The sequence below is a fragment of the Paraburkholderia sp. RAU6.4a genome (assembly GCF_050435625.1).
GTDB lineage: Bacteria > Pseudomonadota > Gammaproteobacteria > Burkholderiales > Burkholderiaceae > Paraburkholderia > Paraburkholderia tuberum.
Genome location: NZ_JBNDKQ010000003.1, coordinates 1,327,479 through 1,353,360 on the forward strand (window position 1 = coordinate 1,327,479; position 25,882 = coordinate 1,353,360).

The 25,882-nt window shown below is 62.9% G+C and carries 26 protein-coding genes; 15 read left to right on the forward strand and 11 right to left on the reverse strand.

The genetic code is table 11. The annotated features are described in order from the left end of the window. The first annotated feature begins 602 nt into the window (after window positions 1–602). Together OKW40_RS30715 and OKW40_RS30720 are read left to right on the forward strand one after the other, a co-directional pair. Entirely contained in the window at window positions 603–2,897 is a 2,295-nt protein-coding gene (locus tag OKW40_RS30715) for a response regulator (protein WP_429493178.1), read from the forward strand. Window positions 2,898–3,132: 235 nt separating this feature from the next. Beyond that, complete coding sequence (locus tag OKW40_RS30720; protein ID WP_429493179.1) at window positions 3,133–4,302, forward strand: hypothetical protein; 1,170 nt, start codon at window positions 3,133–3,135, stop codon at window positions 4,300–4,302. 104 nt (window positions 4,303–4,406) lie between these two features. Here the strand turns inward: OKW40_RS30720 and OKW40_RS30725 are convergent, their stop codons facing one another. After that, the gene (locus OKW40_RS30725) at window positions 4,407–4,961 is read right to left on the reverse strand and encodes an NADPH-dependent FMN reductase (protein WP_090808128.1); all 555 of its coding nucleotides are present in this window, start codon (window positions 4,959–4,961) and stop codon (window positions 4,407–4,409) included. Between the two features lie 291 nt (window positions 4,962–5,252). On the opposite strand from OKW40_RS30725, the gene OKW40_RS30730 reads away from it, so the two are divergent. Continuing rightward, window positions 5,253–5,468 (forward strand): hypothetical protein, encoded by a 216-nt coding sequence (locus OKW40_RS30730; RefSeq protein ID WP_013092833.1) that lies wholly within the window; start codon window positions 5,253–5,255, stop codon window positions 5,466–5,468. A 153-nt stretch (window positions 5,469–5,621) separates the two neighbouring features. Here OKW40_RS30730 and OKW40_RS30735 read toward each other — a convergent pair whose 3' ends face one another. Beyond that, entirely contained in the window at window positions 5,622–5,756 is a 135-nt protein-coding gene (locus OKW40_RS30735) for a hypothetical protein (protein ID WP_018424013.1), read from the reverse strand. A 463-nt stretch (window positions 5,757–6,219) separates the two neighbouring features. Between OKW40_RS30735 and OKW40_RS30740 the strand changes: the two genes are divergently transcribed. Continuing rightward, window positions 6,220–6,828 carry an RNA polymerase factor sigma-70 gene (locus OKW40_RS30740; protein WP_184057700.1) on the forward strand — a complete coding sequence of 203 codons (609 nt, stop codon included), beginning with the start codon at window positions 6,220–6,222 and terminating at the stop codon, window positions 6,826–6,828. Beyond that, the gene (locus OKW40_RS30745; protein ID WP_429333146.1) at window positions 6,809–7,021 is read left to right on the forward strand and encodes a zf-HC2 domain-containing protein; all 213 of its coding nucleotides are present in this window, start codon (window positions 6,809–6,811) and stop codon (window positions 7,019–7,021) included. Before OKW40_RS30740 ends, OKW40_RS30745 begins: the two co-directional genes overlap by 20 nt. Before the next feature lie 24 nt (window positions 7,022–7,045). On the opposite strand, the gene OKW40_RS30750 is transcribed toward OKW40_RS30745, so the two are convergent. Both OKW40_RS30750 and OKW40_RS30755 read right to left on the reverse strand, forming a co-directional pair. Continuing rightward, window positions 7,046–7,357 (reverse strand): DUF1272 domain-containing protein, encoded by a 312-nt coding sequence (locus OKW40_RS30750; RefSeq protein ID WP_429493970.1) that lies wholly within the window; start codon window positions 7,355–7,357, stop codon window positions 7,046–7,048. A 111-nt stretch (window positions 7,358–7,468) separates the two neighbouring features. Beyond that, window positions 7,469–8,845 carry a gluconate:H+ symporter gene (locus OKW40_RS30755; RefSeq protein WP_429493180.1) on the reverse strand — a complete coding sequence of 459 codons (1,377 nt, stop codon included), beginning with the start codon at window positions 8,843–8,845 and terminating at the stop codon, window positions 7,469–7,471. Between the two features lie 248 nt (window positions 8,846–9,093). On the opposite strand from OKW40_RS30755, the gene OKW40_RS30760 reads away from it, so the two are divergent. Genes OKW40_RS30760 through OKW40_RS30780 form a run of 5 tightly spaced genes read left to right on the forward strand, consistent with a single transcriptional unit; the run spans window position 9,094 to window position 12,750 of the window. Beyond that, window positions 9,094–9,291: a hypothetical protein gene (locus OKW40_RS30760; protein ID WP_429493181.1), complete on the forward strand. Its 198-nt coding sequence runs from the start codon at window positions 9,094–9,096 to the stop codon at window positions 9,289–9,291. Window positions 9,292–9,347: 56 nt separating this feature from the next. After that, on the forward strand, window positions 9,348–9,917 hold the full coding sequence (locus OKW40_RS30765; protein WP_429491690.1) for a transposase: 570 nt from the start codon (window positions 9,348–9,350) through the stop codon (window positions 9,915–9,917). Then, window positions 9,893–10,249, forward strand: coding sequence for an IS66 family insertion sequence element accessory protein TnpB (gene tnpB, locus OKW40_RS30770; RefSeq protein ID WP_090812353.1), 357 nt, complete (start codon window positions 9,893–9,895; stop codon window positions 10,247–10,249). The genes OKW40_RS30765 and tnpB overlap by 25 nt, the downstream gene beginning before the upstream one ends. Before the next feature lie 30 nt (window positions 10,250–10,279). Next, window positions 10,280–11,860: an IS66 family transposase gene (gene tnpC, locus OKW40_RS30775; RefSeq protein WP_429488555.1), complete on the forward strand. Its 1,581-nt coding sequence runs from the start codon at window positions 10,280–10,282 to the stop codon at window positions 11,858–11,860. Then, window positions 11,773–12,750 (forward strand): sulfonate ABC transporter substrate-binding protein, encoded by a 978-nt coding sequence (locus tag OKW40_RS30780; RefSeq protein ID WP_429493971.1) that lies wholly within the window; start codon window positions 11,773–11,775, stop codon window positions 12,748–12,750. The genes tnpC and OKW40_RS30780 overlap by 88 nt, the downstream gene beginning before the upstream one ends. 54 nt (window positions 12,751–12,804) lie before the next feature. Here OKW40_RS30780 and arsC read toward each other — a convergent pair whose 3' ends face one another. Next, window positions 12,805–13,164, reverse strand: a complete 360-nt coding sequence (arsC, locus tag OKW40_RS30785; protein ID WP_429291925.1) for an arsenate reductase (glutaredoxin) — start codon at window positions 13,162–13,164, stop codon at window positions 12,805–12,807. Window positions 13,165–13,882: 718 nt separating this feature from the next. Here arsC and parA point away from each other — a divergent pair. Both parA and OKW40_RS30795 read left to right on the forward strand, forming a co-directional pair. Further along, entirely contained in the window at window positions 13,883–14,545 is a 663-nt protein-coding gene (parA, locus tag OKW40_RS30790) for a ParA family partition ATPase (protein ID WP_013092840.1), read from the forward strand. Window positions 14,546–14,569: 24 nt separating this feature from the next. Beyond that, window positions 14,570–15,625, forward strand: a complete 1,056-nt coding sequence (locus OKW40_RS30795) for a ParB/RepB/Spo0J family partition protein (protein ID WP_429352759.1) — start codon at window positions 14,570–14,572, stop codon at window positions 15,623–15,625. A 58-nt stretch (window positions 15,626–15,683) separates the two neighbouring features. On the opposite strand, the gene OKW40_RS30800 is transcribed toward OKW40_RS30795, so the two are convergent. Together OKW40_RS30800 and OKW40_RS30805 are read right to left on the reverse strand one after the other, a co-directional pair. Next, window positions 15,684–17,033: a replication initiation protein gene (locus OKW40_RS30800; protein WP_184057688.1), complete on the reverse strand. Its 1,350-nt coding sequence runs from the start codon at window positions 17,031–17,033 to the stop codon at window positions 15,684–15,686. A gap of 244 nt (window positions 17,034–17,277) precedes the next feature. After that, window positions 17,278–17,649 (reverse strand): hypothetical protein, encoded by a 372-nt coding sequence (locus tag OKW40_RS30805; protein WP_429352758.1) that lies wholly within the window; start codon window positions 17,647–17,649, stop codon window positions 17,278–17,280. Between the two features lie 1,409 nt (window positions 17,650–19,058). Here OKW40_RS30805 and OKW40_RS30810 point away from each other — a divergent pair. Beyond that, complete coding sequence (locus tag OKW40_RS30810) at window positions 19,059–20,288, forward strand: DNA-binding protein (protein WP_429333140.1); 1,230 nt, start codon at window positions 19,059–19,061, stop codon at window positions 20,286–20,288. A 70-nt stretch (window positions 20,289–20,358) separates the two neighbouring features. On the opposite strand, the gene OKW40_RS30815 is transcribed toward OKW40_RS30810, so the two are convergent. The 3 genes from OKW40_RS30815 to OKW40_RS30825 all read right to left on the reverse strand — a co-directional run bounded on the left by OKW40_RS30815 (window position 20,359) and on the right by OKW40_RS30825 (window position 22,670). Beyond that, a complete protein-coding gene (locus OKW40_RS30815; RefSeq protein WP_184031072.1) occupies window positions 20,359–21,441 on the reverse strand; it encodes a tyrosine-type recombinase/integrase in 1,083 nt (360 codons plus the stop codon). A gap of 115 nt (window positions 21,442–21,556) precedes the next feature. Further along, a complete protein-coding gene (locus tag OKW40_RS30820) occupies window positions 21,557–21,955 on the reverse strand; it encodes a DUF2471 family protein (protein ID WP_184073414.1) in 399 nt (132 codons plus the stop codon). Window positions 21,956–22,022: 67 nt separating this feature from the next. Further along, window positions 22,023–22,670 carry a helix-turn-helix domain-containing protein gene (locus OKW40_RS30825; RefSeq protein WP_184057682.1) on the reverse strand — a complete coding sequence of 216 codons (648 nt, stop codon included), beginning with the start codon at window positions 22,668–22,670 and terminating at the stop codon, window positions 22,023–22,025. Between the two features lie 137 nt (window positions 22,671–22,807). Between OKW40_RS30825 and OKW40_RS30830 the strand changes: the two genes are divergently transcribed. Both OKW40_RS30830 and tdh read left to right on the forward strand, forming a co-directional pair. Beyond that, the gene (locus OKW40_RS30830) at window positions 22,808–24,013 is read left to right on the forward strand and encodes a glycine C-acetyltransferase (RefSeq protein WP_429493182.1); all 1,206 of its coding nucleotides are present in this window, start codon (window positions 22,808–22,810) and stop codon (window positions 24,011–24,013) included. A gap of 28 nt (window positions 24,014–24,041) precedes the next feature. Further along, entirely contained in the window at window positions 24,042–25,073 is a 1,032-nt protein-coding gene (tdh, locus tag OKW40_RS30835) for an L-threonine 3-dehydrogenase (protein WP_429333135.1), read from the forward strand. A 41-nt stretch (window positions 25,074–25,114) separates the two neighbouring features. On the opposite strand, the gene OKW40_RS30840 is transcribed toward tdh, so the two are convergent. After that, window positions 25,115–25,765 (reverse strand): YceI family protein, encoded by a 651-nt coding sequence (locus tag OKW40_RS30840; RefSeq protein WP_429493183.1) that lies wholly within the window; start codon window positions 25,763–25,765, stop codon window positions 25,115–25,117. Window positions 25,766–25,882: the final 117 nt, after the last annotated feature.

The window sequence follows — 25,882 nt, forward strand, 5'->3', positions numbered from 1 at the left end:
ACGGCGGGTCGGGCGGTTTGGGCGGGTCGGATAAAGGAATCGGCTGGTTCGTCTGCGCGCTTTCCGCGCCTGGTTGTGTGCGTATTTCGTTCGTCGCGACAGCGGAGGGTGGCACACCTTCGCGTGATGCCGACCGATGCGCGACCAGGTACAGTGGCGCCTGTCGAATTGCAATTGCCTTTGGCGAGAGGGGGTGCGAATGCAGCAGGACGCGTTTGGCGAACCTTGACGATCCGGCGCACGGAGGTGGCAACGGCCCTTTTTATCGTGACGAGGATTGTCGAAGTAAAGTCGCGCAAAAGCAACTCGCCAGCATCGCTGACGGTAACGATCTGTTTCTCTGCTAGGCGAATTTCAGAAATAGATCTATCGTCGGGGCGGACATTCTTTTATCTTTATCCTTTTGTGTACGTTTGCGCTTCCCGATTCGTCGCTGTTTTAAAGCCGCTCTTAAAGAACGGCCGGCACGGCGGACGCCCATCTCCAACGCGTTGCGGCAAATTATTCCGTGCTGCGTCTATGCTTGTTCTGAAGGCGGCATGGTGCCGGCAACGGCCCGATACGGGGCTGCCACATCCGAACGACTTTTCGCGTCAACGACAATGACATCAGACCGGGTCGACTCCGCCCGCGCGGGCCGTCTTTCGCGTCGTCCTGCCCGCGAGCAGGACGACGCGTCGTTTCCCACCGTGCCGGAACAGAATTTCCAGGTGCGTCGCATCACGCTGATCGCGCTGCTGGTCGCGGCGATCGTGCTGCCGTTCGTCTACGTCGCGGCGATGGCATTCGCCGATCTGCGCTCGCGCGAGGCCGACGCCACCGATCTGGCGCTGCGCACGGTGCGGGTCGCCGAAGAACACGCGTTGAAGGTGTTCGACATGAACGAGACGCTGAACTCGCGCATCGTCGAACTGACCGACGGCCTCGACGACGACGGCATTCGCGCGCGCGAACACACGATTCACGACAAGTTGCGCACGATGGGCGGCGGCTATCCGCAGGTAGCCTCGGTGTCGATCTTCGGCCAGCAGGGCGCGCTGCTCGTGAGCAGCCGCCTGTATCCGTCGCCGGAAAATTCGGTCGGCCAGCGCGACGATTTCGTCGGCATCCGCGACGGCAACGTGCTGGAACGCGTGTCGAAAGTGATGACGGGACATGTGAGCGGCGAGCAGGTGTTCAACATGGGCGTCGAGCGCCAGGCGCCCAATGGCTCGTTCGCGGGCGTCGTGTCGATCGCGCTGCGGCCCAGCTATTTCGACGCGTTCTATCGCGAGTTGCTCGGCAGCAGCGACGCTACGCCGATCATCATGAGCCTCGTGCGCACCGACGGCGCGGTGCTCGCGCATTACCCGCGCGGCCCACGCGAGCCGACCGCGCTCGCGTCCGATTCGCCGTTCGCCGAAGCGGTCAGGCAGGGGCAGCGCTCCGGCGTCGTGCGGATGCGCTCGAGCTTCGCCGGCGGCAACCTGATCGTCGCCTTCCGGCACGTCGGCTCGTATCCGGTCTACGTGCTGTGCGGCTATCGCACGTCGGCGATCTGGGCCGCCTGGTACAAGCACCTGAGCGTGCTGGTCCTGTCGATGTTCACGCCGTCGATCGCGCTGTGGTGCGTGATCTGGCTGTCGCTGCGCCGCCTCGGCGCCGAAGAGGAAGCGTGGCAGCGTTGGCAGGCCGAGGCATCGATGCGCCGCTCGATCGAATCCGCGTACCGCCAGTCGCGCAAGATGGAAGCGCTCGGCAGGCTGGTCGGCAGCGTCGCGCACGACTTCAACAACCTGCTGATGATCCTGTCGGCCAACGTGCAGATCGTGCGACGGCGCGGCGTCGGCGGACTGGAGCGCGAACTGTCGGCGATGGAGCGCGCGCTGAAGAGCGGCCAGTCGCTGACGCGGCAGCTGCTCGGCGTCGCGCGCAAGCAGCCGCTGCGCACCGAGACGCTGTCGCTCGAACGCTGGCTGCCGTCGTGCCGCGAACTGCTGCGCGCGTCGCTCGGCGCGAAGGTGTCGCTCGTGATCAATAGTGGCGTCGATACCTGGCCGGTGCGCGTCGACGTCGCCGAGCTCGAGCTCGCGCTGATCAACGTCGCCGTCAATGCGCGCGATGCGATGGCCAACGGCGGACGCTTCACGGTGCGCGCGAGCAATGTCGTGTTCCGTCACGAGGACGGCTTTCCGCTGACCGGCGAGTTCGTGCAACTGTCGCTCGAAGACACCGGCGGCGGCATGGCGCCCGACGTGCTCGCGCGCGCGTTCGAGCCGCTTTTCACGACCAAGCCCAAAGGCATGGGCACGGGACTCGGGTTGCCGCAGGTCTTCGCGTTCTGCGAGGGCTCGGGCGGGCTCGCGGCAATCGACAGCGCGATCGGCGCGGGCACCTCGGTGCGGCTCTATCTGCCGCGCGCGTCGACCGAGCCGCACACGGCCGGGCCTGCAGAAGCGCTAGCGACCGAAAGCGGCGTGCCGCAGGGTCTGCGTGTGCTGCTCGTCGAGGACAACGAAGAAGTCGCCGCCGGCACCGAGGCGCTGCTGCAGATGATGGGTCATCAGGTCACCTGCGTGTTCAACGCCGACACGGGGCTGCGTGTACTCGACGACGCCCGCGCGAAGCGCGCGAGCACCGGCGAGCCGCTGCCGTTCGATCTGGTGCTGTCGGACATCCACATGCCCGGCAAGATGAACGGCATCGATCTGGCCGAAGCGGTGCTCAGCTTCGACCCGCAGCTGCCGGTCATCCTCGTCACCGGCTACGCGGAAGAGCTCGACCGCGCGCGGCACGCGAACGTGCGCGTGCTGTCCAAGCCGTTCGATATCGGACTGCTGGAGCAACTGCTCGAAACGATCCAGCACGACGCCGTGCAAACGAGCAACGATGCCGCCACGCATCCGGCCGATACCTGATGTCGACGTCATGCCGGCGTCATTTACCGGGCCTTGTAAAAAGCGCGGCGCTTACATGCCGCGCTTTTTTCATCGTGAGCCCGCGTCATGCGTAGCACGCCGGGCAGCGCGGCTGGGCATGGGACGCGGCGGCGCCGCGCGGCGGTGCGGGGCATGAAGGTTGCTTGCCTGCACACGGCAAGGGGACGACGCCGCGAGCGTCGCCCTTTCCAGCAGAACATGTCGGGAGACAACCATGCAACATACCGTGATTGGTTTATTCGACACTTACATGCAGGCCGAAACCGCCCGCGACACGCTCGTGCAAACCGGCTTTGCGCGCGAGAAGATCGAGTTGCAGGCGAACGCCGAACCTTCGGTTGGCTCGGCCACCAGCGACGTCGCCAACGCGGGCGTGCTCGCGAATATCGAGCGCTTTCTCGCCAGCCTGTTCTCGACCGGGCCGCGCCCATCGGACACCGCGCGTTATGCCGAGGCGATGCGGCGCGGCGCGGTGCTCGTGTGCGTCCACGCGGCAAGCGAGTCGCATGCGGAGTTGGCGCGCAATACGCTCGTGCGGCTCGGCGCGACGGATATCGGCGACCGCCCGCCCGAGGCGGACACGCCGGCCGCCACCGACCGCGACCACTCGATACTCGATGAGCTGGGCATCGGCGCGGTGATGCCGGGAACGCCGCGCACGTCGAGCGTAACGACCGAGGCAGGTGCGACGCCCGGGATGCGCGACACCACTGCGACACCGGGAGCGGCGGGCGTGAGTTCGAGCAGCGGCGCAGCGGGTGCGGCGGCCATGACCGAATCGACCGGAATCGCCGGCGCGACGGGCGCCACTTCGGCGACCGGTACGACCGCACCCGACACCATGCCCCCTCCCGCCACCCCGCGCCCTGATCCGCTGACCGCCATGCCGCCGGCGGACATCGGCGCCGCCGCCAAGCCGTTCGCGCCGCCGCCGATCAGCGAACGGCCGATGAGCGATCCGGTCAATGAACCCATCGTCGATCCGCTCGCCGGCGATGCGGGACGCCGCGCGATCGCCGCCGGCTCGGTACCGGGTTCGGGCGCGGTGATGCAGCCGTCCGACATCGTCCCCGAAGGCGGGCAGCCGGGCACCGGTCCCGGCGCGCAGATGCCGAACGAATATCTGGAGTACGAAGAAGATTTCCGCGCGCACTACGACGAGCAGTACGCCGCCGCGAACGCGCGCTATGAAGACTATGTGCCGGCCTATCGCTACGGCGCGGAGATCGCTCGCGACGCGCGATTCCGCAATCGTCCGTGGGATGAGATCGAGCCCGAAGCACGCCGCCATTGGGAAACCACGTCGCCGGACAACACGTGGGAGCGCTTCAAGCTCGCGGTGCGTCACGGCTGGGAGCGGGTGACCGGCCATCACCACGTGTAGGTGATGCGCCGAGCGACACGAGCGCGGCCGCCTTACGCGGCGCGCGCTGTGTTCGCGTTGCTTCGGCGGATGGTCGGGACGCGGTCAGCGGCGCTGAGGCTCGGCTACACCGCCCCGTGCCGCTTGATCCACGTAACGTAGCGGTCCATGAACGTCTGCAGGAACTTGCGCGTGCCGTCGTTGACGATCTCGCCCTTTTCGTTGATCACCGCTGGATCGTGCTTGATGAACACCTCGGGCTGCCCCATCGCCGCGACGTCGAGATAGGCGAGCACGTTGCGCAGATGCTGCTGAGCGAGCGCGCTACCGGTCGCACCGACCGAGGTGCCGATCACCGCGGCGGGCTTGTTGGCCCACGAGTTGGTGCCCCACGGCCGCGAGCCCCAGTCGAGCGCGTTTTTCAGCACGCCCGGTATCGAGCGGTTGTATTCGGGCGTCACGAACAGCAGACCGTCCGCGGCTTGCACGCGCTCCTTGAGCTTCTTGCCGGCTTCGGGATAGTCGGCGTCGTAGTCCTGGGAGTACAGCGGCAAGGAGCCGATATCGATGTATTCGAAGGTGAAATCGGCTGGAGCGAGGGAAATCACCGCCTGAGCCAGCTGACGATTGAACGAATCCCGCCGCAGGCTGCCGACGACCACTGCAATGTGATAGGCCATGTTCGCTTCCTCAGGTAAGGCGCTCGACGCGCAGAGAGTACGAACTGTCCATCATAGGCAAAAGCCGCGCGAAACGCCCAGGCCCTGGCGGATGTGGCCAGCTCATAGCGGATCGGGAAGGATTCTTGCGGCACCTGACGGTGGATAACCTCGCGGCTCGAAAAGTTATCCACAGATTCGCTGAATAACCTTGTGGATAAGTGGAACTTTTGCCTTGCCAATCAAGCATGCCTTCGGGCCAGGGCGATCTGAGGCAAATGGGACATCATCGACATTCTGGAGGACCGGATCATGAGTCTCGACTACGCAGGAAAATCCCACGACGAAGCGGTCGCCGCGCGCAAGAAAGCGCGGCAGCGCGCGCAGGAGCCGGCGGGCGGCGAGATGGCCGTCGACGGCGTCGAAGCCGATGCCACGCATAGCTGCGGCGAGTTGTCGGAACAAGGCAAACAGGTGTGGCGCACGGGCGCCGGACTCGATGGCGGAGGGAAGGCGCCGAGCCGCTAGGACTCGCGGGTTGTCCGTCGGCCGTGGCTAGAAGGGGCCGCTTGACGCCGCCGTCTCCCCATGCAGGCCGAACGCTGAATACTGGAATATGAAAGGGCGCCGTTGCCGGCGCCCTTTTCTCATGCTTCCTTGCTGCGTATTTCGACGTGCCGATCAGTTGCCAAAAAATACGTTGCAGTACGACGCCGGGCCGTTGCAGGTCGAAGCCGGGGCGTCGGCGTGAGCGACACCCGAAGCCGCTGCGAACAGCGCGGCCGAAGCGATCAGGGCGGAGAAAATGCGTTTCATGGTGTGCGTCCTCGTTTGTGTGTGGGTTGCGCGATCTGATGCGATCGATGGCGTGAAGAATAGCGAGCGGGCCCGCGTCCACAAACAGCGAAGATGAGAAGACATTATTTTATAAATTGAAATAATCGCTATTGTGCGATTGCGTTGAATTGGTGGTCGGCCGCGACGCGTCGATCGGCCAGTATGGCGATCCAACAGTCTTCGCGCGCAGACTCGAAATATCATTTCTTGCAACAATTAATTTCCGGTGTCATAAGCGGCCGCGCCGCGCGACGAATCTCCTCGGGCATCGATGGCCAAGGGGCATATGTTCAATACCGATTCGCTAGGGCAGGAACGTGAGGGAGAATGGCGCACGCATCCGCAAACCGTGCGAGGACGACCATCCACTCATGAATCACGACGTTTCAGGACGACACGCGCAGCGCAGCGCGCGGCCGACAGCGCAGCGACGGAGCATGCCGTGACGCAGCCAGGCGCTCCCTCGCTGGACGATCCCATCTATCTCGCGCAATTGCGGCGTGACCTCGTGCGCTTCGCCCGTCTGCAATTGCGCGACGCCGCGGCCGCCGAGGACGCCGTGCAGGAAGCGCTGACCGCCGCGTGGACTCAGGCCACGCGTTTTGCCGCGCAGTCGGAGCACAAGACCTGGGTGTTCGGCATCCTGCGCCATAAGCTCGTCGACACGCTGCGCGCGCGCCAGCGCACGGTCAATCTGTCGGCGCTCGAAGCCGAACTCGACGGCGAGGCGCTGCTTGATCGCGAGCTCTTCAAGGACAACGGCCACTGGTCCCGCGAGACCAAACCGCGTCCGTGGCCGACACCCGAAACTGCATTGCGCCAGCAGCAATTCTGGACGCTGTTCGAGATGTGCCTCGAGCATTTGCCCGAGCACATCGGACGCGTGTTCATGATGCGGGAGTTTCTCGACCTCGACATCGCGGCGATCTGCGCGGAACTGCAGATCACCGCGAATCATTGCAGCGTGCTGATCTATCGCGCGCGGCTGCGGCTGCGCACGTGCCTGAGCGAAAAAGGCCTATCCAGCGAGGATGCGAATGGGGAAATGTAAGGACATCACGCGGCTGCTATCCGATGCGCTCGACCGCTCCCTGTCGACTGGCGAATGGCTCGCGATCCGCCTGCATCTGCCGACCTGCAGCGGGTGCCGGAACTATCGCAAACAGATCCGCCTGCTGCGGGTCGCCGCGCATGTGGCGAGCGGAGCGGCGAACGTGGACGGAGCGGTGAGCGGCGACGAGTGATTTGCCGCTTTGCCACACCGCAGTTCAGCGCTCGCCGATCGGCACGTCGCGATAGCGTTCGAAAAAGCGGGCATGCGATGCTTCATCGATGCCGACAGGACGCGCATCGGCACTCGCCGGATGTTTGGCGAGTTGCGCGCGGGTGCGAATCGGCCGATGCGCGAAATTGCCGCCGCAATTCGGACGCACGTTGCGCAGCCTCGTCAGCGCGCAGACCTCGCAGAACGTGCATTCGTAGGTGCAGATCATTGCGTCGGGCGCGTTCGGCGGAAGTGACTTGCCGCAGTCTTCGCAGGTTGGTCGCAATTGGAGCGTGACGGCGGCCCTGTTGTTGATGACGCGAGGCGCGGCTCGCTGCCTGGCGTCGCGTGAGGTTCTGCGCGCGTGTTCCGCTGTGCGCGCGTCAATACGCTGCCCAAATGGGTGAGGCTGTCGCGCGCGCCGTGCTCACGTCAACGCGCTCCACAGCACGAGCGTCAACGCAAGACCGACGACCGATACGATCGTCTGCAAAACCGACCACACCAGTACAGTCTGTTTAAGCTGGAGTCCGAAATATTCGCGGACCATCCAGAAGCCGGCGTCGTTCACATGGCAGAAGAACACCGAGCCGGCGCCGATCGCGAGCGCCATCAGCGAATTGTGCGTCGCGCCGAGGCCCGCGACGACCGGCGCGACGATGCCGGCCGTCGTCGTCGTGGCGACCGTCGCCGAGCCGGTGGCCTGACGCAGCGCGACGGCGATCAACCAGGCGAGCAAGATCAGCGGCATATGCGCCCCGACCGCGATCTTGCCGATCGTCGCGCTGATGCCCGCTGCGACGAGCGCCTGCTTCAGGCCGCCGCCCGCGCCGATCGTCAGCAACAGCGCGGCGATCGGCGGCAGGCTTTTGCGCAGAATGCCCCCGACGCGCTCGCGCGCCATGCCGCGCGACCAGCCGAGCGCGACCACCGCGAACAGCACGGTGAGGCCCAGCGCGATCAGCGGCTCGCCAAGAAAATTCAGTGTCTCGAAGAGCAACGTTTCGGGCTCGAGCAGCAGCTTCGCGACCGTGCGGCCGAGCATCAGAATGACGGGCAGCAGGATCGTGATCAGAGAGATTGCGAAGCCCGGCGGCTCGAAGCCGTTCTGCTCGGCGGTGAACAGCTTGCCCATTTCTTCAGGCTCGACGACGTGCATGCGTTTCGACAGCCAGATGCCATACAGCGGACCGGCGAGGACCACCGCGGGAAGCGCCACGATCAGGCCGAGGCCCAACGTCAAACCGAGATCGGCGTGCAACGCGCTCACCGCGATCAGCGGACCCGGATGCGGCGGCAGCAGCGCATGCAGCGTCGTCATACCGGCGAGCGCGGGAATCGCGATGCGCAGAATCGGCTGCTGCGCGCGACGCGCCATGACGAAGATGATCGGCACCATCATCACGAGGCCGACTTCGAAGAACAGCGGCAGGCCGATGAGCAGCGCGACGACGGCCATCATCCACGGCAGCGTGCGCGGGGTCGAGTGCGCGAGGATCGTGGACACGAGCCGGTCGGCGGCGCCCGATTCGGCCATCAACGCACCGAGCATCGCGCCCAGCGCAATGATGATGCCGACGTCGCCGAGCAATGCGCCGGCGCCTTTACTGAACGCGCTCGCGACTGCTTCGAGTGGCAGGCCGGCCGTGAAGCCCGCCGCGAAGGTGCCGACCAGGATCGACAGGAACGGCGCGAGCTTGAGCACGCTGATGAAGATGATGATCAGTGCTAGTCCAAGCGCGCACGACAGGATCAGTTGGGTGTCGTGGGCGGCCCACGGTATCAGTGTTGTCGTTACAGGCACGGCGGCTTTTTTTCCTCTCTTCGTTTGCAGTCGATCGATGCAGCCGCGAGCTGATGGTCGCGGGCGCTTGTTTTGCCGGTCGATTGTAGCGGGAGGGGATAGGTTGGGCTTTGGGCAATGCTTCGCGACTGCCGCATGATTTGCTTATGCGAATTTATCGGTTCGTCCCGGCTCGCAGACGAATTATCGTCGGAGCCAATCGGACCATCTTTTGGCGTCCGTTAAATTCTTTTTCGACGAGTATTCTCATGTCCCGTGATCCGCTGCTGACGCGCCGTACGTTTCTGGCCGGCGTAGGCGCGACGCTGGCCGCCGCCGCGTTGCCGGTCTTCTCCACCTCCGCATTTGCCGCCGATGAACATGCAAAAGAACTTCGCATCGGATATCAGAAAGCCGCAAGCACCCTGGTATTGCTGAAGGGTAAGCGATCCATTTTCGGCGTCTAGCCGCTGGGGACAGGAGCGAGGAGCATAGGTGTCCACCTATTCGGAGGTGGACACCTATGGCTGACAAAGATCCAGAGTTAAGAGTAGTTCGACGCAGCAGCGACGGTCGCCGTCGTTACGACGATAAAGGCAAGCGTGCGCTCGTTGAGGAAGCGCTGCGTTCTGGCGTGTCGGTTGCCCGCCTGGCGCAGGAGCACGGGATCAACGCCAACCTGCTACGCAAGTGGATCACGAAGTACCTGCTGGAGCGCGAGAAAGGCATCTCGCCGGCATCGCAGGATGATGCTACCGGCGAACAGGAACGTCCACATGCCCCGGAGGAAATCGTACTGGAGGGCGCGCTCGCGGTGATTGATGGCGCGCCCATTGACATCCCGGGTTCGCGCAAACGCTCCCCACCTGTCGCCTCGCCCACGGCATTCGTGCCTGTCGTTGCAGCACCACCAGCACGGCCAACCGCACCGCCGTCACCGTCACCGTCACCATCGCCATCGCTGACGCTCGCACTGCATGTGCGACTGTCCAACGGCGTCGAGTTTGATCTCGGCGAGGCGAGCATCGACGAACTGACCACCGTGGTCCAGATGCTGGGGAGGATGCCGTGTTCCGGTTCGACGAAGGCCTGAAGGTCTACCTGCATCGGGAACCCGTCGACTTCCGGTATGGCATGAACAGCCTGTCGATTCTCGTGGAGCAGGCCATGCATTTGAACCCGATGGATTCCTCGCTCTATGTGTTTACCAACCGGAGATGCGATCGCATCAAGATCCTGGGCTGGCAAGGCAACGGTTTCTGGCTCATGCTCAAGAGACTCGAGGCAAACGATCGCTTCGTGTGGCCTGACAGCGCGAACCGGGTCGCGACACTGAGCGTCGAGCAGCTGCACTGGCTTATCGAGGGCATCGACATTGCCGCAGTCCAGCGACATCCCAGTCGAGATTACGCACGCGTGAGCTGAACACGTCACCGGCGTGCCGGTCTAAGCGGTATGCCGATCAACGTGATCATCGACGCCGACGAACTCAAGGCACTGCTCGCGATGCGAGAGGCCTATGGTTCGCTTCAGCGCGATCATGAGGAGGTTCGCAGCGCACTGCGCCTCGTGACAGCTGAGCGCGATCTCGCCGAGGAACGACTGCGCGCTTACCGTCGCGAACTGTTTGGCGCGAAAAGCGAAGCGCGCGCCTCGGACCAGTTCGGCCTGTTCAACGAAGCCGAAGCGCTCGGCGCGAACGCCACTCCCGCGCAGGAAGATACCCCCGGAACCGAGGTCGCGGCCCACAAGCGCAAGAAGCGCGGCCACCGCAAGCCTCTCGATCCCAATCTGCCGCGTGATGTCGTGCGACACGAACTCCCTGAGGCAGAGCGCTTCTGCGATCACGACGGACACGCGCTCGTCGAGATCGGCGTCGAGATCAGTGAGCAGCTCAATGTCATTCCCGAGCAGTTGCGAGTCACCCAGCATCAGCGTATCAAGTACGCCTGCCCATGTTGCGATCTCGGCATCAAGGTTACGCCGGCACCGCCCCGTATCATCCCGCGTGGGCTGCTGAGTGAATCGGCGCTCGCGTGGATCGCCACCGGCAAGTACCAGTTCGGCATGCCGCTCTATCGCCTGGCCGGTCTGCTGCGTCGCTTCGGCGGCGACATCTCGTCGAACACGATTGCCGCGAGCATGGTCCGCGTCGGTCTTGCGACGCAACCCGTCATCAACCTGATGCGCGATGCGCTGCTCGATGCCGAACTGATCTACGGCGACGAGACGACGTTCCAGGTCCTGAAGGAGCAAGGGCGAAAGCCGCAAACGAAAAGCTATCTGTGGGCGCAGATGACCGGTTCGGGCATCCCCATCCGTTGCTTCACCTATACGCCTGGTCGTGGCGCCAGGCTGGCTGACAGGCTGTTTGCCGGTGTCCGTAAAGGTGCCGCCCTGATGACCGATGGATACGAACCCTACAACGGCATCGCTGAACAGTACCAGCTCGTGCACCTCGGATGCTGGACGCACGCAAGACGGTACTTTGTGAAGGCGGAAGACAATGTCCCCAAAGCAGCGCGCCCGCCCGATCTGCTCGCGACACGCTTCATCAGCCTGATCGGAAAACTGTTCGCGGCCGAAGCGCGAAGCCAGACGTGGACGGCTGGGCGACGACAGCGATTGCGGCGACGATACAGCGCGTGCGTACTCGATGTTATCGAAAAGCTGATGCTTGAGCACTCGCCTGGCGTCGTCCCCAACAGTCTGCTCGGCAAGGCGCTGACCTATCTGCACGGGCAGTGGCCGAAGCTGATCCGTTACGTTGAAGACGGCAACTGGCCCATATCGAACAACCCTTGCGAAAATTCCATTCGCCCGTTCTGCCTGGGACGCCGCGGCTGGTTGTTTGCTGACACCGTCGATGGCGCAAACGCGAGCGCCAATCTCTACTCACTGGTCGAAACCTGCAAGGCGAACAGCATTGATCCGTATCGCTATCTCACCTGGCTGTTACAGCGTCTCCCGCTGGCACAGACCGTCGACGACTACGACGCGCTCTTGCCCTGGAAGATGCCCATCGATCTCCGCTGACTGAGCCCTGTACCACATCTCATGAGAACCGCGCCCTTACTCTGAGGGGTGTCGTCAATGGATCGCGTACGCTGAAGGCGCACGGCACGCTCGAAAAGCGGCTTGCGCCACTTGGCATCACGGTCAAATGGACCGAGTTTCCGGCTGGGCCGCAATTGCTGGAAGGGCTGAACGTCGGCGCGATCGATTTCGGCTATGTGGGCGAAGCGCCGCCCGTGTTCGCGCAGGCCGCGGGCGCCAATTTCGTCTACACGGCGTATGAAATTCCGACGCCGCACGCCGAAGGCATCCTCGTGCATCCGGACGCGCCAATCAAAACCTTGGCCGATTTGAAGGGAAAGAAGATTGCGCTGAACAAGGGCTCGGATGTGCACTGGTTTCTCGTCGCCGCGTTGCAGAAGAACGGCGTGAAGTTCAGCGAGATCCAACCCGTGTATCTGCCGCCCGCCGATGCACGCGCGGCCTTCGAGCGCGGTGCGGTCGATGCGTGGGCGATCTGGGATCCGTTCCTCGAAGCCGCCAGGCGGCAAACGAACGCGCGGCAGCTCGCCGATGCCGAGGGTATCGTGAGTCACCACCAGTTCTTTCTGAGCGCGCGGCCCTTCGCGCAACAGAACGGCGACGTCCTTGCGATCGTGATCGATGAAGGCGGCAAGGAAGGGGAGTGGGTGCGCGGCCATTACAGCGAGGCCGCCGCCCAACTCGCGCCGATTCAAGGGCTCGACGCGAGCGTGATCGAATCAGGCTTGCGGCATTACGCGCATATCTACAAGCCCGTCGACGCGAACGTGCTTGCGGAACAACAGCGCATCGCGGATACGTTCACCGAACTGCATCTGATTCCGACGAAGATCGTGACCAAGGATGCCGCGTTGTCCGCCAAAGCCTAGCGCAGCAGTTCGAGTCCGCATTGCCCACATCGTTCTACTTCGACGGTCGCGCGATCAGGCGAAAAGCGCGGCGACATTTTCCGGCGGGCGGCCGATGACAGCCCGTCCGTTTCTGACGACGATCGGTCGTTGCAACAGAATCGGATGCTTCGCCAATGCGTCATAGAGCTGGGCGTCCGTCAGCGACGTGTCGGCAAGATTGAGCTCTTTATATTCGGCCTCGGTGTCGCGGATCATTTCGCGGACGGGACAGCCGAGTTGAGCATTGAGCTTCTCAAGCTCTGCGACGGTGAGTGGCTTCTTCAGATATTCGACGATTTCCGTCGCTTCGTTTGCGGAGTTGTAGGTGTTCGCGACGAGTTCGCAGGTGGTGCGAGATTTGGAGCAGCGCGGGTTGTGGTAGATGGTGATCATGGCTGGATTCGGGGCTTACGCCGTTGAAGGCTGTGACGGTTAGAAGGGTTCGGGAATTTTGCGGGTGACTTGATGACGTGGCGCGGGATGACTGCGCGGCATCCGCGTTGTTTGAACCATCGGCGAGTGGGTCGGTTTATGCGCATAAACCGACGCTGCCTTCGAGGCGAGTGGGAACCGTTTAATGCTGGCACCCTGAGTTCTAGTCGCACCTGAGATTTGCTCGCGCGGGCGCGATTCAAACGACAACCTATATCCCCCGCTGATGAGGCGCCGGATGCACGTTACTTGCCGCCATGTCTGGGGAGAATCGGCATCGGACGAATTCATGACGAACGGTCCCTCCGGGCCAATTGGCACGCGAACTTTATGCGCATAAAGTCTGGCACCTCTCACCCCTTTGGTCGCTCAGATGCATGCGCTCCTTTTCTCTGCACATCAGCCCGAGAATCGCGAACAGTCACCGACGACTGTGCACGCAGTGCGCGAGCACTCGTTACTTTCCCTTTGCCGCCGCCGGACAGCGATCAGCAACGCTTAAGCCCCAGTCCACGCTTGCTCTGATATCCCGCAAGACCCCGGGCACACGTCCGATGCCTCTTTATGCGCATAAACCCTTTGCCGAATGGCCAATTTCCGAACTGCGCTTACGCAAATCATTTGAAATAGCACTTCAACCAGGTAAAATCCATTTGCGTCTAAAAAGAGGAGGTGAAATTTGGCGGCAGAAATCATCGCGGTAACACAGCAGAAAGGCGGGGTCGGGAAGAGCACCATCGCGATGCATCTCGGCGCTGCATTTCACGAGAAAGGCAAACGCGTTCTCGTCGTCGACGCGGATGGCCAAAACACTCTGATTCACTGGGCCAGTGCTGCCTCCGACGGCGACATCGGTATTCCATTCGCCGTCGTCAACCTGTCCGAAGCAGGCAGCCAGATCCATCGCGAGATCAAGAAGTTCGTGGCTGACTACGACATCATCGTCGTCGACTGCCCGCCCTCCATCACCGAAAAAGTCTCGGGCGTCGTTCTGCTCGCGGCGAGCGTCGCGGTAATCCCAACTTCCTCGTCCCCTGCCGATTACTGGTCGAGCATCGGTCTCGTCAAGCTGGTCCAGCAAGCGCAGGTCATGAACGAAGACCTGCGAGCCGTGTTCCTGCTCAACAAGACTGAAGAGAAACGGATGCTGACGCGCGAACTGAAGCGCGCGCTCGAAGAACTCGGCTTCCCTCTCCTCAAGACCCAGATTCCCACGCGCGAAGCCTACAAGCAGGCAATGGCGTTAGGGCAAACGGTGCTTCAGATGAACGACCGCGGCGCGAAGCTCGCCGCGCTCGAAGTACGGGCGTGCGCCAACGAGATCGCCGCCTTGCTCCCATGAATTTATGCGCATAAAGGACCCTGAATGAAACCGTCCCAGTTCGCCAAAGGCTTTCAAGCACGTCCTGACACGACCAGCAGCGAAAAGCGCACCGCGCTCGACCGTCTGAATGCGATCGACGGCCTGGTCAGCAACGAGGCGAAAACTCCCACGATCGCCGGGCGTCCGATTCCGGCCGTCTTGCCGTCGCGTCTGCAGGACGCGAAGATTCCTGATCCGGACAACGAATCGGCGGCCTACCGCGCCTGGAGGCTCGAGCACGGCTATCGTCCCGGCCAGATCATCGAACTGGCGCTCAAGACGATCAAGCCGAGCCCGTTCAATCCACGGTACTTCTATGTGAAGTCGTCGATTGCGGAGCTTGCCGTCAATCTGGCGAAGCAGGGGCAGCAGCAGGCGATTCACGTCATTCCCGACTATGACAACCCTGGCACCTACTTCGTCAGTGACGGCGGCAGACGGGTGCGTGCGCTGAAAGAAGCGAACAAGGAGTCGGTGAAAGCGATCGTCATCGATCTGCCGATCGGCATCCAGAGCTACAAGCTCGGTTACGACCTCAACGTGCAGCGCGACTCGCAGACGGTGTTCGACAACGCGGTCGTGTGGCGACGCTTTCTCGACGAGCGGCATTTCCAGAGCCAGAAGGAACTGGCCGAACATCTCGGCCTCGACGAATCGACGGTCGCAGTCGCGCTGTCCATCGCCAAACTCCCGGAAACCGTGATGCAGGAGATGGTCGCGCGCCCTGACCGCTTCGGCTCGAACATGGCGTATCAGGTGGGCCGCTACCACACGGCTCGCGGCGCGGAGGCGACACTGCGACTGATCAACCGGATCCTTTCCGACGATCTGAGCACACGCCAGGTCGCCGACATCGTCAAAGGCCGAGCGACCTCGCAGGAAAGCGCCAAACCGGCGGGCCGGCAGCGCTACGCGCAACGTCTGGAAATCAAGCTTGGTGGTGTGTCGGTCGGCGATCTGAAGTCGTATGGGGACGACCGGCTCGAGTTGCGCCTGAAAGGCCTCACGCGTGAAAAGCGCGACGACATCCTGCGGCAGATCGAGAAGATGCTGAAGTAAGACGTGAGGGCGGTGCGCATGCACCGCCGCCTGGATTTCAAAGCCAGTTATCGACCCATCACGCCGCGCGCGACTGGCTCAGCGTAAAGGCGAGCAGGTCGCCGTCGGTCGGTTCGCCCCAGGTCCTGCGCGCGAGCCAGTCGAAGAACGCCGTTTCGACGATCTTCGAATCGAGCCCGCGACGCCGCCAGTCGTCGCGCATGTGCGTGCCGAGCCCCGGCAATTCATCTTCCTCGAACGACTGTCGCGCGATATCGCGCTCCGACTCGCCCTGTTCGTTGTACAACTCGTAGGCCTGCTTGCGACGGTAAGCCGAGTATTCACCGAGCAGACGCGCCTTCAGATCGTCGGCCGGCGACGCCGCGGCCTTGCTGGTGCCGCCACCCGCGGGCAGCGCCTCGACCGGCGGCGCATAGCCTTTCTTCAACGCATCCTTGAACAGCGCCGGCGCACTGCGCACCGGCGGCAGTGACGTGCTGCGCATACGCTGCTCGGTCATCTGCAGCGCCGCGCGGATCCGGTTCTCCTCGCTGTCCGCATAAAGCGTCTGCGCCTCCTTGAGCGGAATGCCGATCTTCACCATCCGGTCGACCAGCGTGCTGTCGAACACGTTCGGATGTTCGTCGAGCGCGAGCATCGGCTGCTTGCGCTCGGTCACGCGGAACTGGATTTCAGCGACGCGTCGACCCTCGCGATGCTCGATCAGCTCGACAAAAATGTTCGTGACCGCGTTGACCTCGGCGATGGCCGGGCGCAGGTAGTCGCGCTTGAAATACTTGTACTCGCGCTTCGCCTCGTCGCCGGCTTCAGTGTCCGGCGTGCCCGACAGAATCGGCCGCCACCATTCCCAGGTCTCGCGCATCGTCAGGTGGCTGGGGTTGGTCAGGTAGCGCACGCAGATCTCGTAGAGTGCGAGGCCCGCGCTACTGCGCAGCTGGCTCTGGAACTGCAGACTCAGCCGCGCATACTGAACCGGATCGAGCAGTTTCTTCTTGATCTTCGGCGCAAACGAAAACTCGACCCAGACGCGACGCGTGGTCGGATCTTCGAGAATTTCCGCGTCCGCGATCAGCGTCGAAATACCCCATTTGCGGCCAGGCTTCTGACTCGACGTGCCGGTGCTCCACTCGACTTGCACCGACACCATGCGGCGCAGATGCTCCTTGACGAGCGCGGTGTCATTGGAATCGAACGCGGAATTGGCGACGATGTCGGACAGCAGCGCCCGATAGGTGTCGCCCGATTCATCCGCTTGCTGGGCCACCGCGAGTAACACGTTAAATAGCTTGCGCGTGAGCAGCGTGATCTTGCCGCTCTTGGGCTGGATCGCGATCGCCTCGACGGCTTTGCGCAGCTCAGCCGAGCTCGGGCTGACAACATCGGTCTTTTTCGCGCGCTTCGTGGCCATGCGTCGGGGTGAGGAGGGGATTTCGCGAGAGCATACCGGCTGTGGTGATACGCGTCTATAGCGCCCATCTCACCATTGCCGGTGAAGCGAGTTTACGAAGCGCAACTCACCTCGACCAACTCCCGAAAACCCTCACCTCGTGTGCGTGCCGCCAGGATCGGGCTCTCCTTGCCGGTCGCGGCGTTTGCGAATCGGGCCCGTTTCGCCGCGTGCGGCAACGGGGAGCACGTGATCCCGAATCCTCTCACCTCAAAAATTTTCGCGGATTTTTTCGAGAACCTCGTGTAAACGGATGGCGTCCGGGGCGGCTGATGACTTCGTCGTGCGGCCTCGCGATCGTTTCGTCGATCGTCGCGTGCTGCCGGCCGATGCACAGTCCCGGTTCGATAGATGGAATGCCCGCACGGTATTGGGCCCGCAACGCGGCGTGGGCCAGCGACGGGCGCCCCGTCAGCCCTGTTGTCGGTGCATCAAGCTTCCTATGGCCGGGCGCGCCATTCGACTGCTTGGTACCTTCCGCTGACGATTCAGCCCTCACTACCGAGAACCTGCCGGAGTTAACCACCTGTTTCGACTTCGAGCCTCGTCCGAAGCCGCCGAAAAAGGGGAGATCCAACCAAGGCAAATCCTCACCGCTCCGATGCTCCCGAAAAACCTCACCGTAGCACCGCAGAACGGCACAACACGACACGCGCTCATGCCGCGCCAGTACCGCATTTCCCCAATGCAACCTCCTGAAAAGCGTCACCTTTGACCTTTATGGAGGCCCCCGCGCCCCCTTCCAAAGAACTCCTGAAAACTCTCACCTTTGCTGGAGGACAGGAAAAACATCAATGATTTCCGTGACTTGCGATAATCCCATCTAGCGCTCGAACCATCGGTGTTCCCGTAAAATCTCACCATAAGCCAGTTTTTCGCACCGCAGCACTTTTCATTGCGTCCCCGCGGACCTCCCGAAAAGACTCACCTTTGCAATCAGAGACCAGGTATACCGACGCTCGCAAATTGCCATCCGCCGGGCATCTCCGGCCGATAGCCCGCGTTTCAGTCCCGAATCTCCTCACCTTAACGCGCAAAACCCTATCCAGACCTTCCCGAAAAGCCTCACCTTTGACGGAATCGCCGGCCAAATCGGCTCGCGGATCTAGCTGATCAGCCAGTTCCCCGAATCCCCTCACCTTTCCAATCGCCAGCGGTTCCCGCCGACCAGTCTTTCGGGCAATCGATGCGTCGAATTCCATGTTGGCTCCCGTAAAACCTCACCTCAGCAGTATGGATGCTCAAAAAGAAAGCAAAACTGGACCCCGCGCCCCGAAAAATCTCACCTTCGTTTTACGTTTTCTCCCGCCACGGCTCACCAAAGCGGTTAACCACCCCAAAAAACCGGCAAAAAACCACGCTCGCGAGCCTCCCGAAAGCCCTCACCTTGCTGCAGACCAAACCGAACAGACACTGTCGAGGGCTGTCGGGCGCTTCGCGGCTGCGAAGTCCCGCAAAACCTCACCTTTGCCCAAACCCCACGTATACGGCGTTTCCTGAACCCGCTCACGTTCCGTCCCGCAGCCGCTCACCGAGCTTCCCGAACCCCATCACTCGAGTTTCCCGCAGACCCTCACCAAGTCTCCCGCAAAGCTTCACCTTGCTGTCCTGAAAGCCGCGCCAGATAAGGGTTTGCCGAGTCGTTAACGTCTTTAACAAGGGTTCAAAGGTGTTTATTTTTATTACTCTCAAGCCTTACACCCGCGAGCCCCGTGAAACACAGGCCCACCACCCCGCAGCCATTGCCGATCAATCGTGAAACAGTGCGCGATCATGCGGAAATCAAACAAAATTCTTCTAATACAATGGCTTATTAGCTATTCTTCGTTTTGTTTCACGGAGAAAAACGGCAGGCGCGTGTTTACCATCGCAATCTGCACGCAAAAGCCCGTCGGTATTCGCCAATCCGTTCGCCACCGATAAATTGGTAGCAAACACTACGTAAATTGTTATGATCCATCCAATTCGAGCCACATCGAGGTAAACATGAATCTGGATCAGGAGCGGCAAGCCATTCGCGACGAGCTTGAATCGATGCGTGCGCAGGGCGTGCGCCGCCAGGATCTGTCGCTGCATGCATGTAAACGGCTTTTTTTCGATCTCGGCATCCGGCCATCGATGGCGGCCGTGCGCGATCTCACGCAAACCGGCAGCGCGAGCGACATCCCGAAGGACATCGATCATTTCTGGGAGCGCATCCGCAGCGTGTCGCGCGTCAAGGTCGGAGCGGGCGCGATACCAAAGGCACTGGAAGATCGCGCCGGCGAACTGCTGGGCGCGCTATTCGAAGAAGCGGTCGTGCAGGCCAAAGCGTCGCTCGATGGCGAACGTGAAGAGATCCGCGCGCAGATCAGCGCCGCCGATCTACGCGTACGCGAGGCGGAAATTCGTCGGGATGCGGCCGACGACGCCATCAGGCGCAGCGAAGCGCGCGCCGAAACCGCGTGGGAGCGGGTTCGCGCACTTGAAACCCAGTTATCGAGCGCGACTACGCACGGCAGCGTTCACCTCGAAGGCATGCAGGCAACCACGCGCCGGCTCGACCAGGAGAACGAGGCGCTGCGGCAACGGCTCGAAAACGAACAGACTGCCAATGCTGCCTTGCGGGACCGGATCGACGCGTTGCACGTCGAATTGCGGCAAAGCACGGAGCACTATGCACAGCAGATCAAGGATGCGGTGGCCGAGGCCGAGCGGCGCGTCAAGCCGATGCTAGTCGAACTCGACTCGCTGCGTAGCATGGCCGCGACGTATCAGTCCGGCGTGCGTGATGCGAGCCGCAAGGAATTCGAGTTCATTCAGCAGATTGCCGCCGCCAAGGCGCGCGCCGATCGGCTCGATGCGCAGCTGCGCGAGCAGTCGGACGAAGTCGACGCGCTGACGAAAGAAGTCGCCACCCTGCGTGGCCAGCAGGGCATCGATCCGGCCATCGCCGTACTGTTGTGCTCGCTGGTTACTGAGGGGCGGCTCACGAGCAAAGAGTTGAGCATGATCGGCACCGCGGCTGACGGCCACGTGACGCTGCCCGCGAGATGCCCGAAATGCGAGGAAGGTGAGCCGGAGCTGTCGCAGGTCGATCACCGTTTCGAACTGTTCTGCCCGGAATGCGAGCACTCTTCGGGCCTCGGCGAATCGAGGCTCGCGGCGGTGAAGCAGTTCCTGTCGAACGATGGCGCCACCGCGCCGTCGTCCCGCTCCGTCCACGCGATGCGTTAACCAGAGGCGGCCAATCCAACGGGAAAAACGTCAAAGGTGAGGAAATTCGGGACCGCAACGGTGAGGTTCTTCAGGGTTCGCCGGCTCCCGTTTTCCTCGTCAAACGCCCATCACGGCGGGGCTCGGCCAACGGTGCCGCCGCTGGATCCGGCTCCTCTGTCGCGGGCGAATCCTGCTGATCAATCCACGTTTGCCACGCGCGATATAGCCGGTTCGCGGACACCGCCTGCACGAAGCCGAGCCATTGACCGACCTGTTCGGCCTCTACCCCGCTTTCGAAAAGGTCCGCCGCAAACGTGTTGCGCAAGGTCTGCGGACTCGCGCGCGATTGGCGCGACGTGGCAATCCCCGCTGCATCGACGAGCGCATCCACCGCGCGCAGCATCGTGGCCTTATGCATCGGCCTGCCCGACGGCGATGCGGGAAACACAAGCTTGCCGGCCAGCTGCGTCAGCCGGCGTTCGGCTAGCCAGGCGTCGAGAATCGCCGTTGCGAACGGCGCGAGTCGCGTGCGCCGCGTCAGCACTGGATTCGCGGACTCGATCGTGACCCACGGCGAGCCCTCTCTCACGCAACTAACCGTAAGCGCTCCCGCTTCGCCCGTCTTCAGTCCTGCGCCCAGAAACACCGCGATCAACGCGCGATCGCGTCGCTCTCTCCAGCGCTGCGCGGTCGACAACGCCGGCAACGGCGCGAACAGCCGCGCGATCAACGCAGTGCGTTCCGCATGCGTGAGAAACCCGGTCGGCTCATTGTCGCGCGCATTGCGCCACGCGGCTTCCCCGTCCTGCGCGATGAAACGAGCCGGGTTGGTCGACGCCGATTCGATCTCGCGCACGTGATCGAGCACGCGCTCGATAAGCCGCAAATAGCGGATCCGCTGCGTTCTGCGAATCTCGAGGCTGGCGACGAATTCGGCGATCGCGGGCGTGTCGACCGTCGCGAGGCTTTGTTGCCGCGCGCCGAGCCAATCGAGAAACTGCCCCCACTGCGCCTGATAGACCAACGCCGAAGAGCGACGGAAGTGCTGCTTCGCGAGCCACGCATCGAACGCGACCTGCGGGTCGCGACGCCAGTCTTCGCGTTGCTGATCGAACAGATCGGTAGAGGGCGCGGGACGGGGAACGGGGTCGGACAGATGAGGAGGTGACATGGGCAATCCTTCCGTTAGTTGCACCGTTTGGTCCGCGTATTGTAGGCGCTGACCGCCGCAAGGCCGACCGCGGGGAATGGATGAGGATCCGAGCCATCCCGACGTGGTGCCGCCATTAGCCGCCCCACGCCCGGGCGCGCTTTAAGGGCGCATCGGCCGGCCGTGGCAGCGCCGCCCGGCGCGCCGCTTCCTCGTACGCATTGACGGCAAACGCAAAAACGGCGGGCAATGCGTTGGAGGTGCCGAAATCCACGCCGTCATCGGTTTCTGGATAAGGCAGATCGGACGGGCGCTGGAACAGCCCGAGCATCAGCGCGTCGTGCCGGCTGGCAAAACCGAGATCGGCCAGCGCCTCGGCTTCGATGGCGTGGAGCAGACGCCACGTGAGCGGCACCTGCCTGACGATGTAGCGCGCGGCGATGCTGCGCACGATATGTTCGAGATCGCGCGCGGCGGTCTGGAAGCGCAGCGCGGCGAGAGTTTGATCGGTAGGGTCGGTTTTCAGGTTGTTCATTCTCGGCTCCAATCGACACCCGATACTGTACAAACATACAGTACCGGGCGCAACCTGGCCGAACGGCCTAACCGTGAATCACGACCAGCAGCGCTTTCGCCTCGCTCTTGCCGACGTTGCGGATCGCGTGCGGAACATCCGCGACGTAGCGCGCGGTGTCCGCGACCTTGAGCCGCTTCGTCGCGCCGGCCGCCTCGATCTCGATCGAGCCGTGCAGCACGGTCAGATGCTCGCGCGTGCCTGGCTCGTGCGCGTTCGACACGAGAGCCCCGCCTGGCTGCAGCGTCAACTCGTACCACTCGAACTTGCCGGCCAGCTCGATCGGTCCCCACACACGCAACTGGTATTTCGCTTCGTGACCGCTTAGCGTAGGAATATCGCGCGGTCCGGAAACGGCGATTGCCTCAGGCGACTTCGGCGGCGCAAACAGCGAATCGAGACTTACGCCGAGCGCATTGGTCAGCCGCCATGCAACCGCGATCGTCGGATTGGCCTTGTCGCGCTCGATTTCCGAGAGCATCGATTTCGACACGCCGGCCGCGCGCGACAGATCATCGAGCGTCATGCGCCGCTCGGCGCGCAGCCGTTGAATCTGTTCGCCGACGCGCGGCGGCGCCGCAATCGCAGCACTCGGCGGTAATGCCGCGCTGGCGGAGGTGGGCGCCGCATTGGACGCGGTGCGGCGTGTACCCGAACTTGCCATTTCCAGACCCATCGTTTAGAGTTGTTCGATATACCGGATTTTAGTTCGGAAAAACGAAAATATCCGATAAAGCTGACAACCGACTATAACAGGCCGCCCTTCCCGCGCGCATGCGAATGCGGGCGCCATCACTCTCAGGAGTCCCGTTCATGCGTGACCAATATCTTGCCCATTTGCGCGGCACCCTCGACCAGATCCGCGCCGACGGCTTCTACAAGAGCGAGCGCGTGATCGCGAGTCCGCAGTCGGCCGGCGTGCGTCTTGCCGACGGCAGCGACGTGCTGAACTTCTGCGCAAACAACTATCTCGGTCTCGCCGACGACACGCGGCTGATCGAAGCCGCCAAGCAAGGCCTCGACAGCGACGGCTTCGGGATGGCGTCGGTGCGCTTCATCTGCGGCACGCAAACCGTGCACAAGCAACTCGAAGCGGCGCTCGCCGCGTTCCTGCAAACCGACGACTGCATTCTCTACTCGAGCTGCTTCGATGCGAACGGCGGCCTGTTCGAAACGCTGCTCGACGAAAACGACGCGATCATCAGCGACGAGCTGAATCACGCGAGCATCATCGACGGTGTGCGGCTGTCCAAGGCGAAGCGCTTTCGCTACAGGAACAACGACCTCGGCGAACTCGAAGCGCGCCTGCAGGAAGCCGATGCGGCGGGCGCGCGCTTCAAACTGATCGCGACCGACGGCGTGTTCTCGATGGACGGCATCATCGCGAACCTCGCCGGCATCTGCGATCTGGCCGACAGGTACGGCGCATTGGTGATGGTCGACGACTCGCACGCGGTCGGCTTCATCGGTGAACACGGTCGCGGCACGCCCGAGCATTGCGCAGTGATGGCGCGCGTCGACATCATTACCGGCACGCTCGGCAAGGCGCTCGGCGGCGCATCGGGCGGCTACGTCGCGGCGCGCAAGGAAGTCGTCGAGCTGTTGCGGCAGCGCTCCCGCCCGTATCTGTTCTCGAACACGCTCACGCCGAGCATCGCGGCGGCGTCGCTGAAGGTACTCGAATTGCTCGCCAGCGATGAAGGGGCGCTGCTGCGCGCACGCGTGCGCGAAAACGGCGCGCATTTCCGCCGCGCGATGAGCGCGCTCGGCTTCACGCTCGTGCCGGGCGAACATCCGATCATTCCGGTGATGCTCGGCGACGCGCAACTCGCGGGAAAGATGGCCGATGCGCTGCTGAAGCAAGGCGTCTACGTGATCGGTTTTTCGTTCCCGGTGGTGCCGCGTGGCCGCGCGCGCATCCGCACGCAGATGAGCGCCGCGCACACGCCGGAGCAGATCGACCGTGCCGTCGAGGCGTTCGCGCGCGTCGGTCGCGAGCTCGGCGTCATCACCACGTGATCGCCGCGTGATTCGAATGGAGAAGCAGATGAAAGCATTGGCAAAACTCGAACGCGGACCGGGCCTCACGCTGACCGACGTGAAGAAGCCCGAAGTCGGTCATAACGACGTGATGATCCGCATCAAGCGCACCGCGATTTGCGGCACCGACATTCATATCTGGAAGTGGGACGACTGGGCGCAGAAGACGATTCCGGTGCCGATGCACGTCGGCCATGAATACGTCGGCGAAATCGTCGAGATGGGGCAGGAAGTGCGCGGCTTTGCGATCGGCGATCGGGTGTCGGGCGAAGGACACATCACCTGCGGCTTCTGCCGCAACTGTCGCGCGGGCCGCCGGCATCTGTGCCGCAACACGATCGGCGTCGGCGTGAATCGCGAGGGCGCGTTCGCCGAATACCTGGTGATTCCGGCCTTCAACGCGTTCAAGATCCCGCCTGAAATCTCCGACGATCTCGCCGCGATCTTCGATCCGTTCGGCAACGCGACGCATACGGCGCTGTCGTTCAACCTCGTCGGCGAAGACGTGCTGATTACCGGCGCTGGGCCGATCGGCATCATGGCGGTCGCGATCGCCAGGCACGTCGGCGCGCGCAACGTCGTGATCACCGACGTCAACGACTATCGCCTCGAACTCGCGCGCAAGATGGGCGCGACGCGCGCGGTGAACGTGTCGCGCGAATCGTTGCGCGACGTGATGCACGATCTGCACATGACCGAGGGCTTCGACGTCGGACTCGAAATGTCGGGCGTGCCGAGTGCTTTTACGGGCATGCTCGAAGCGATGAACCACGGCGGCAAGATCGCGCTGCTCGGCATTCCACCCGCGCAAACCGCGATCGACTGGACCCAGGTGATCTTCAAAGGCCTTGAAATCAAGGGCATTTATGGGCGCGAGATGTTCGAGACCTGGTACAAGATGGTCGCGATGCTGCAAAGCGGCCTCGATCTGTCGCCGATCCTCACCCACCATTTCAAGGTCGACGACTATCAGGAAGCCTTCGCGACGATGCTCTCCGGCGAAAGCGGCAAGGTGATTCTCGACTGGACCTCTGCCTGAGTCGGTGCTTCACCGTCTGAACGCTGACGCCCGCAGCGCGCTTACGCGCCTGCGGGCGTTTTCACGAACTCGGCCTGGATGCGCACGTGAATATCGTCGCCGACGGCCGGATACCAGGTAGACAGACCGAACTTCGCGCGGCTGAAATGACCGTCCGCGGAAAAGCCGAGCGTGTCCTTTTTCGTCAGCGGATCGGGCGCGAAGCCGTTGAACGTGACGTCGAGCGTGACCGGCTGCGTGACGCCGCGGATCGTGAGATCGCCGCTCAGCGTGCCGCGCGCTTCGCCGGTGCGCTCGAAACGCGTGCTCGCGAAGCGGATCTGCGGATAGCGCGCGACGTCGAGCATGCTGTCGCTTTTCACCATCTTGTCGAGCAGCGGCACGTTCGTGTCGATGCTCGCGGCGTCGATCGCGACCGACGCCGTGCTGCGCTCGAGGCCGCCGTCGTTCCAGTCGAGCTCCCCCTGCTTGCGATCGAAACGCATCGTAAAGCGCGTGTATTTGAAGTGATCGATATCGAACGTGATGCTCGTATGGTCCTGATCAATGTCGTAGCGTCCGGGCGGCACGCGCGCCTCGTTCTGACTGACCGAATGCGTGAGCACCTGGATCGGCGTGCAGGCCACCGCGCCCAGCAGCGTTGCACCGAGCAGCGCGCGCACCCACGCGGTGCGAACGGAGGATGGTTTCATCGAAGCGATTCCGGTTGAGCGGTGATCAAGCGATCTCCATCACGATAGCAGCAAGCGCACCCACAGCGCCGAAGCTCGAAGAAAAACTTGACGATGGAGAATGATCGTTCTACCTTT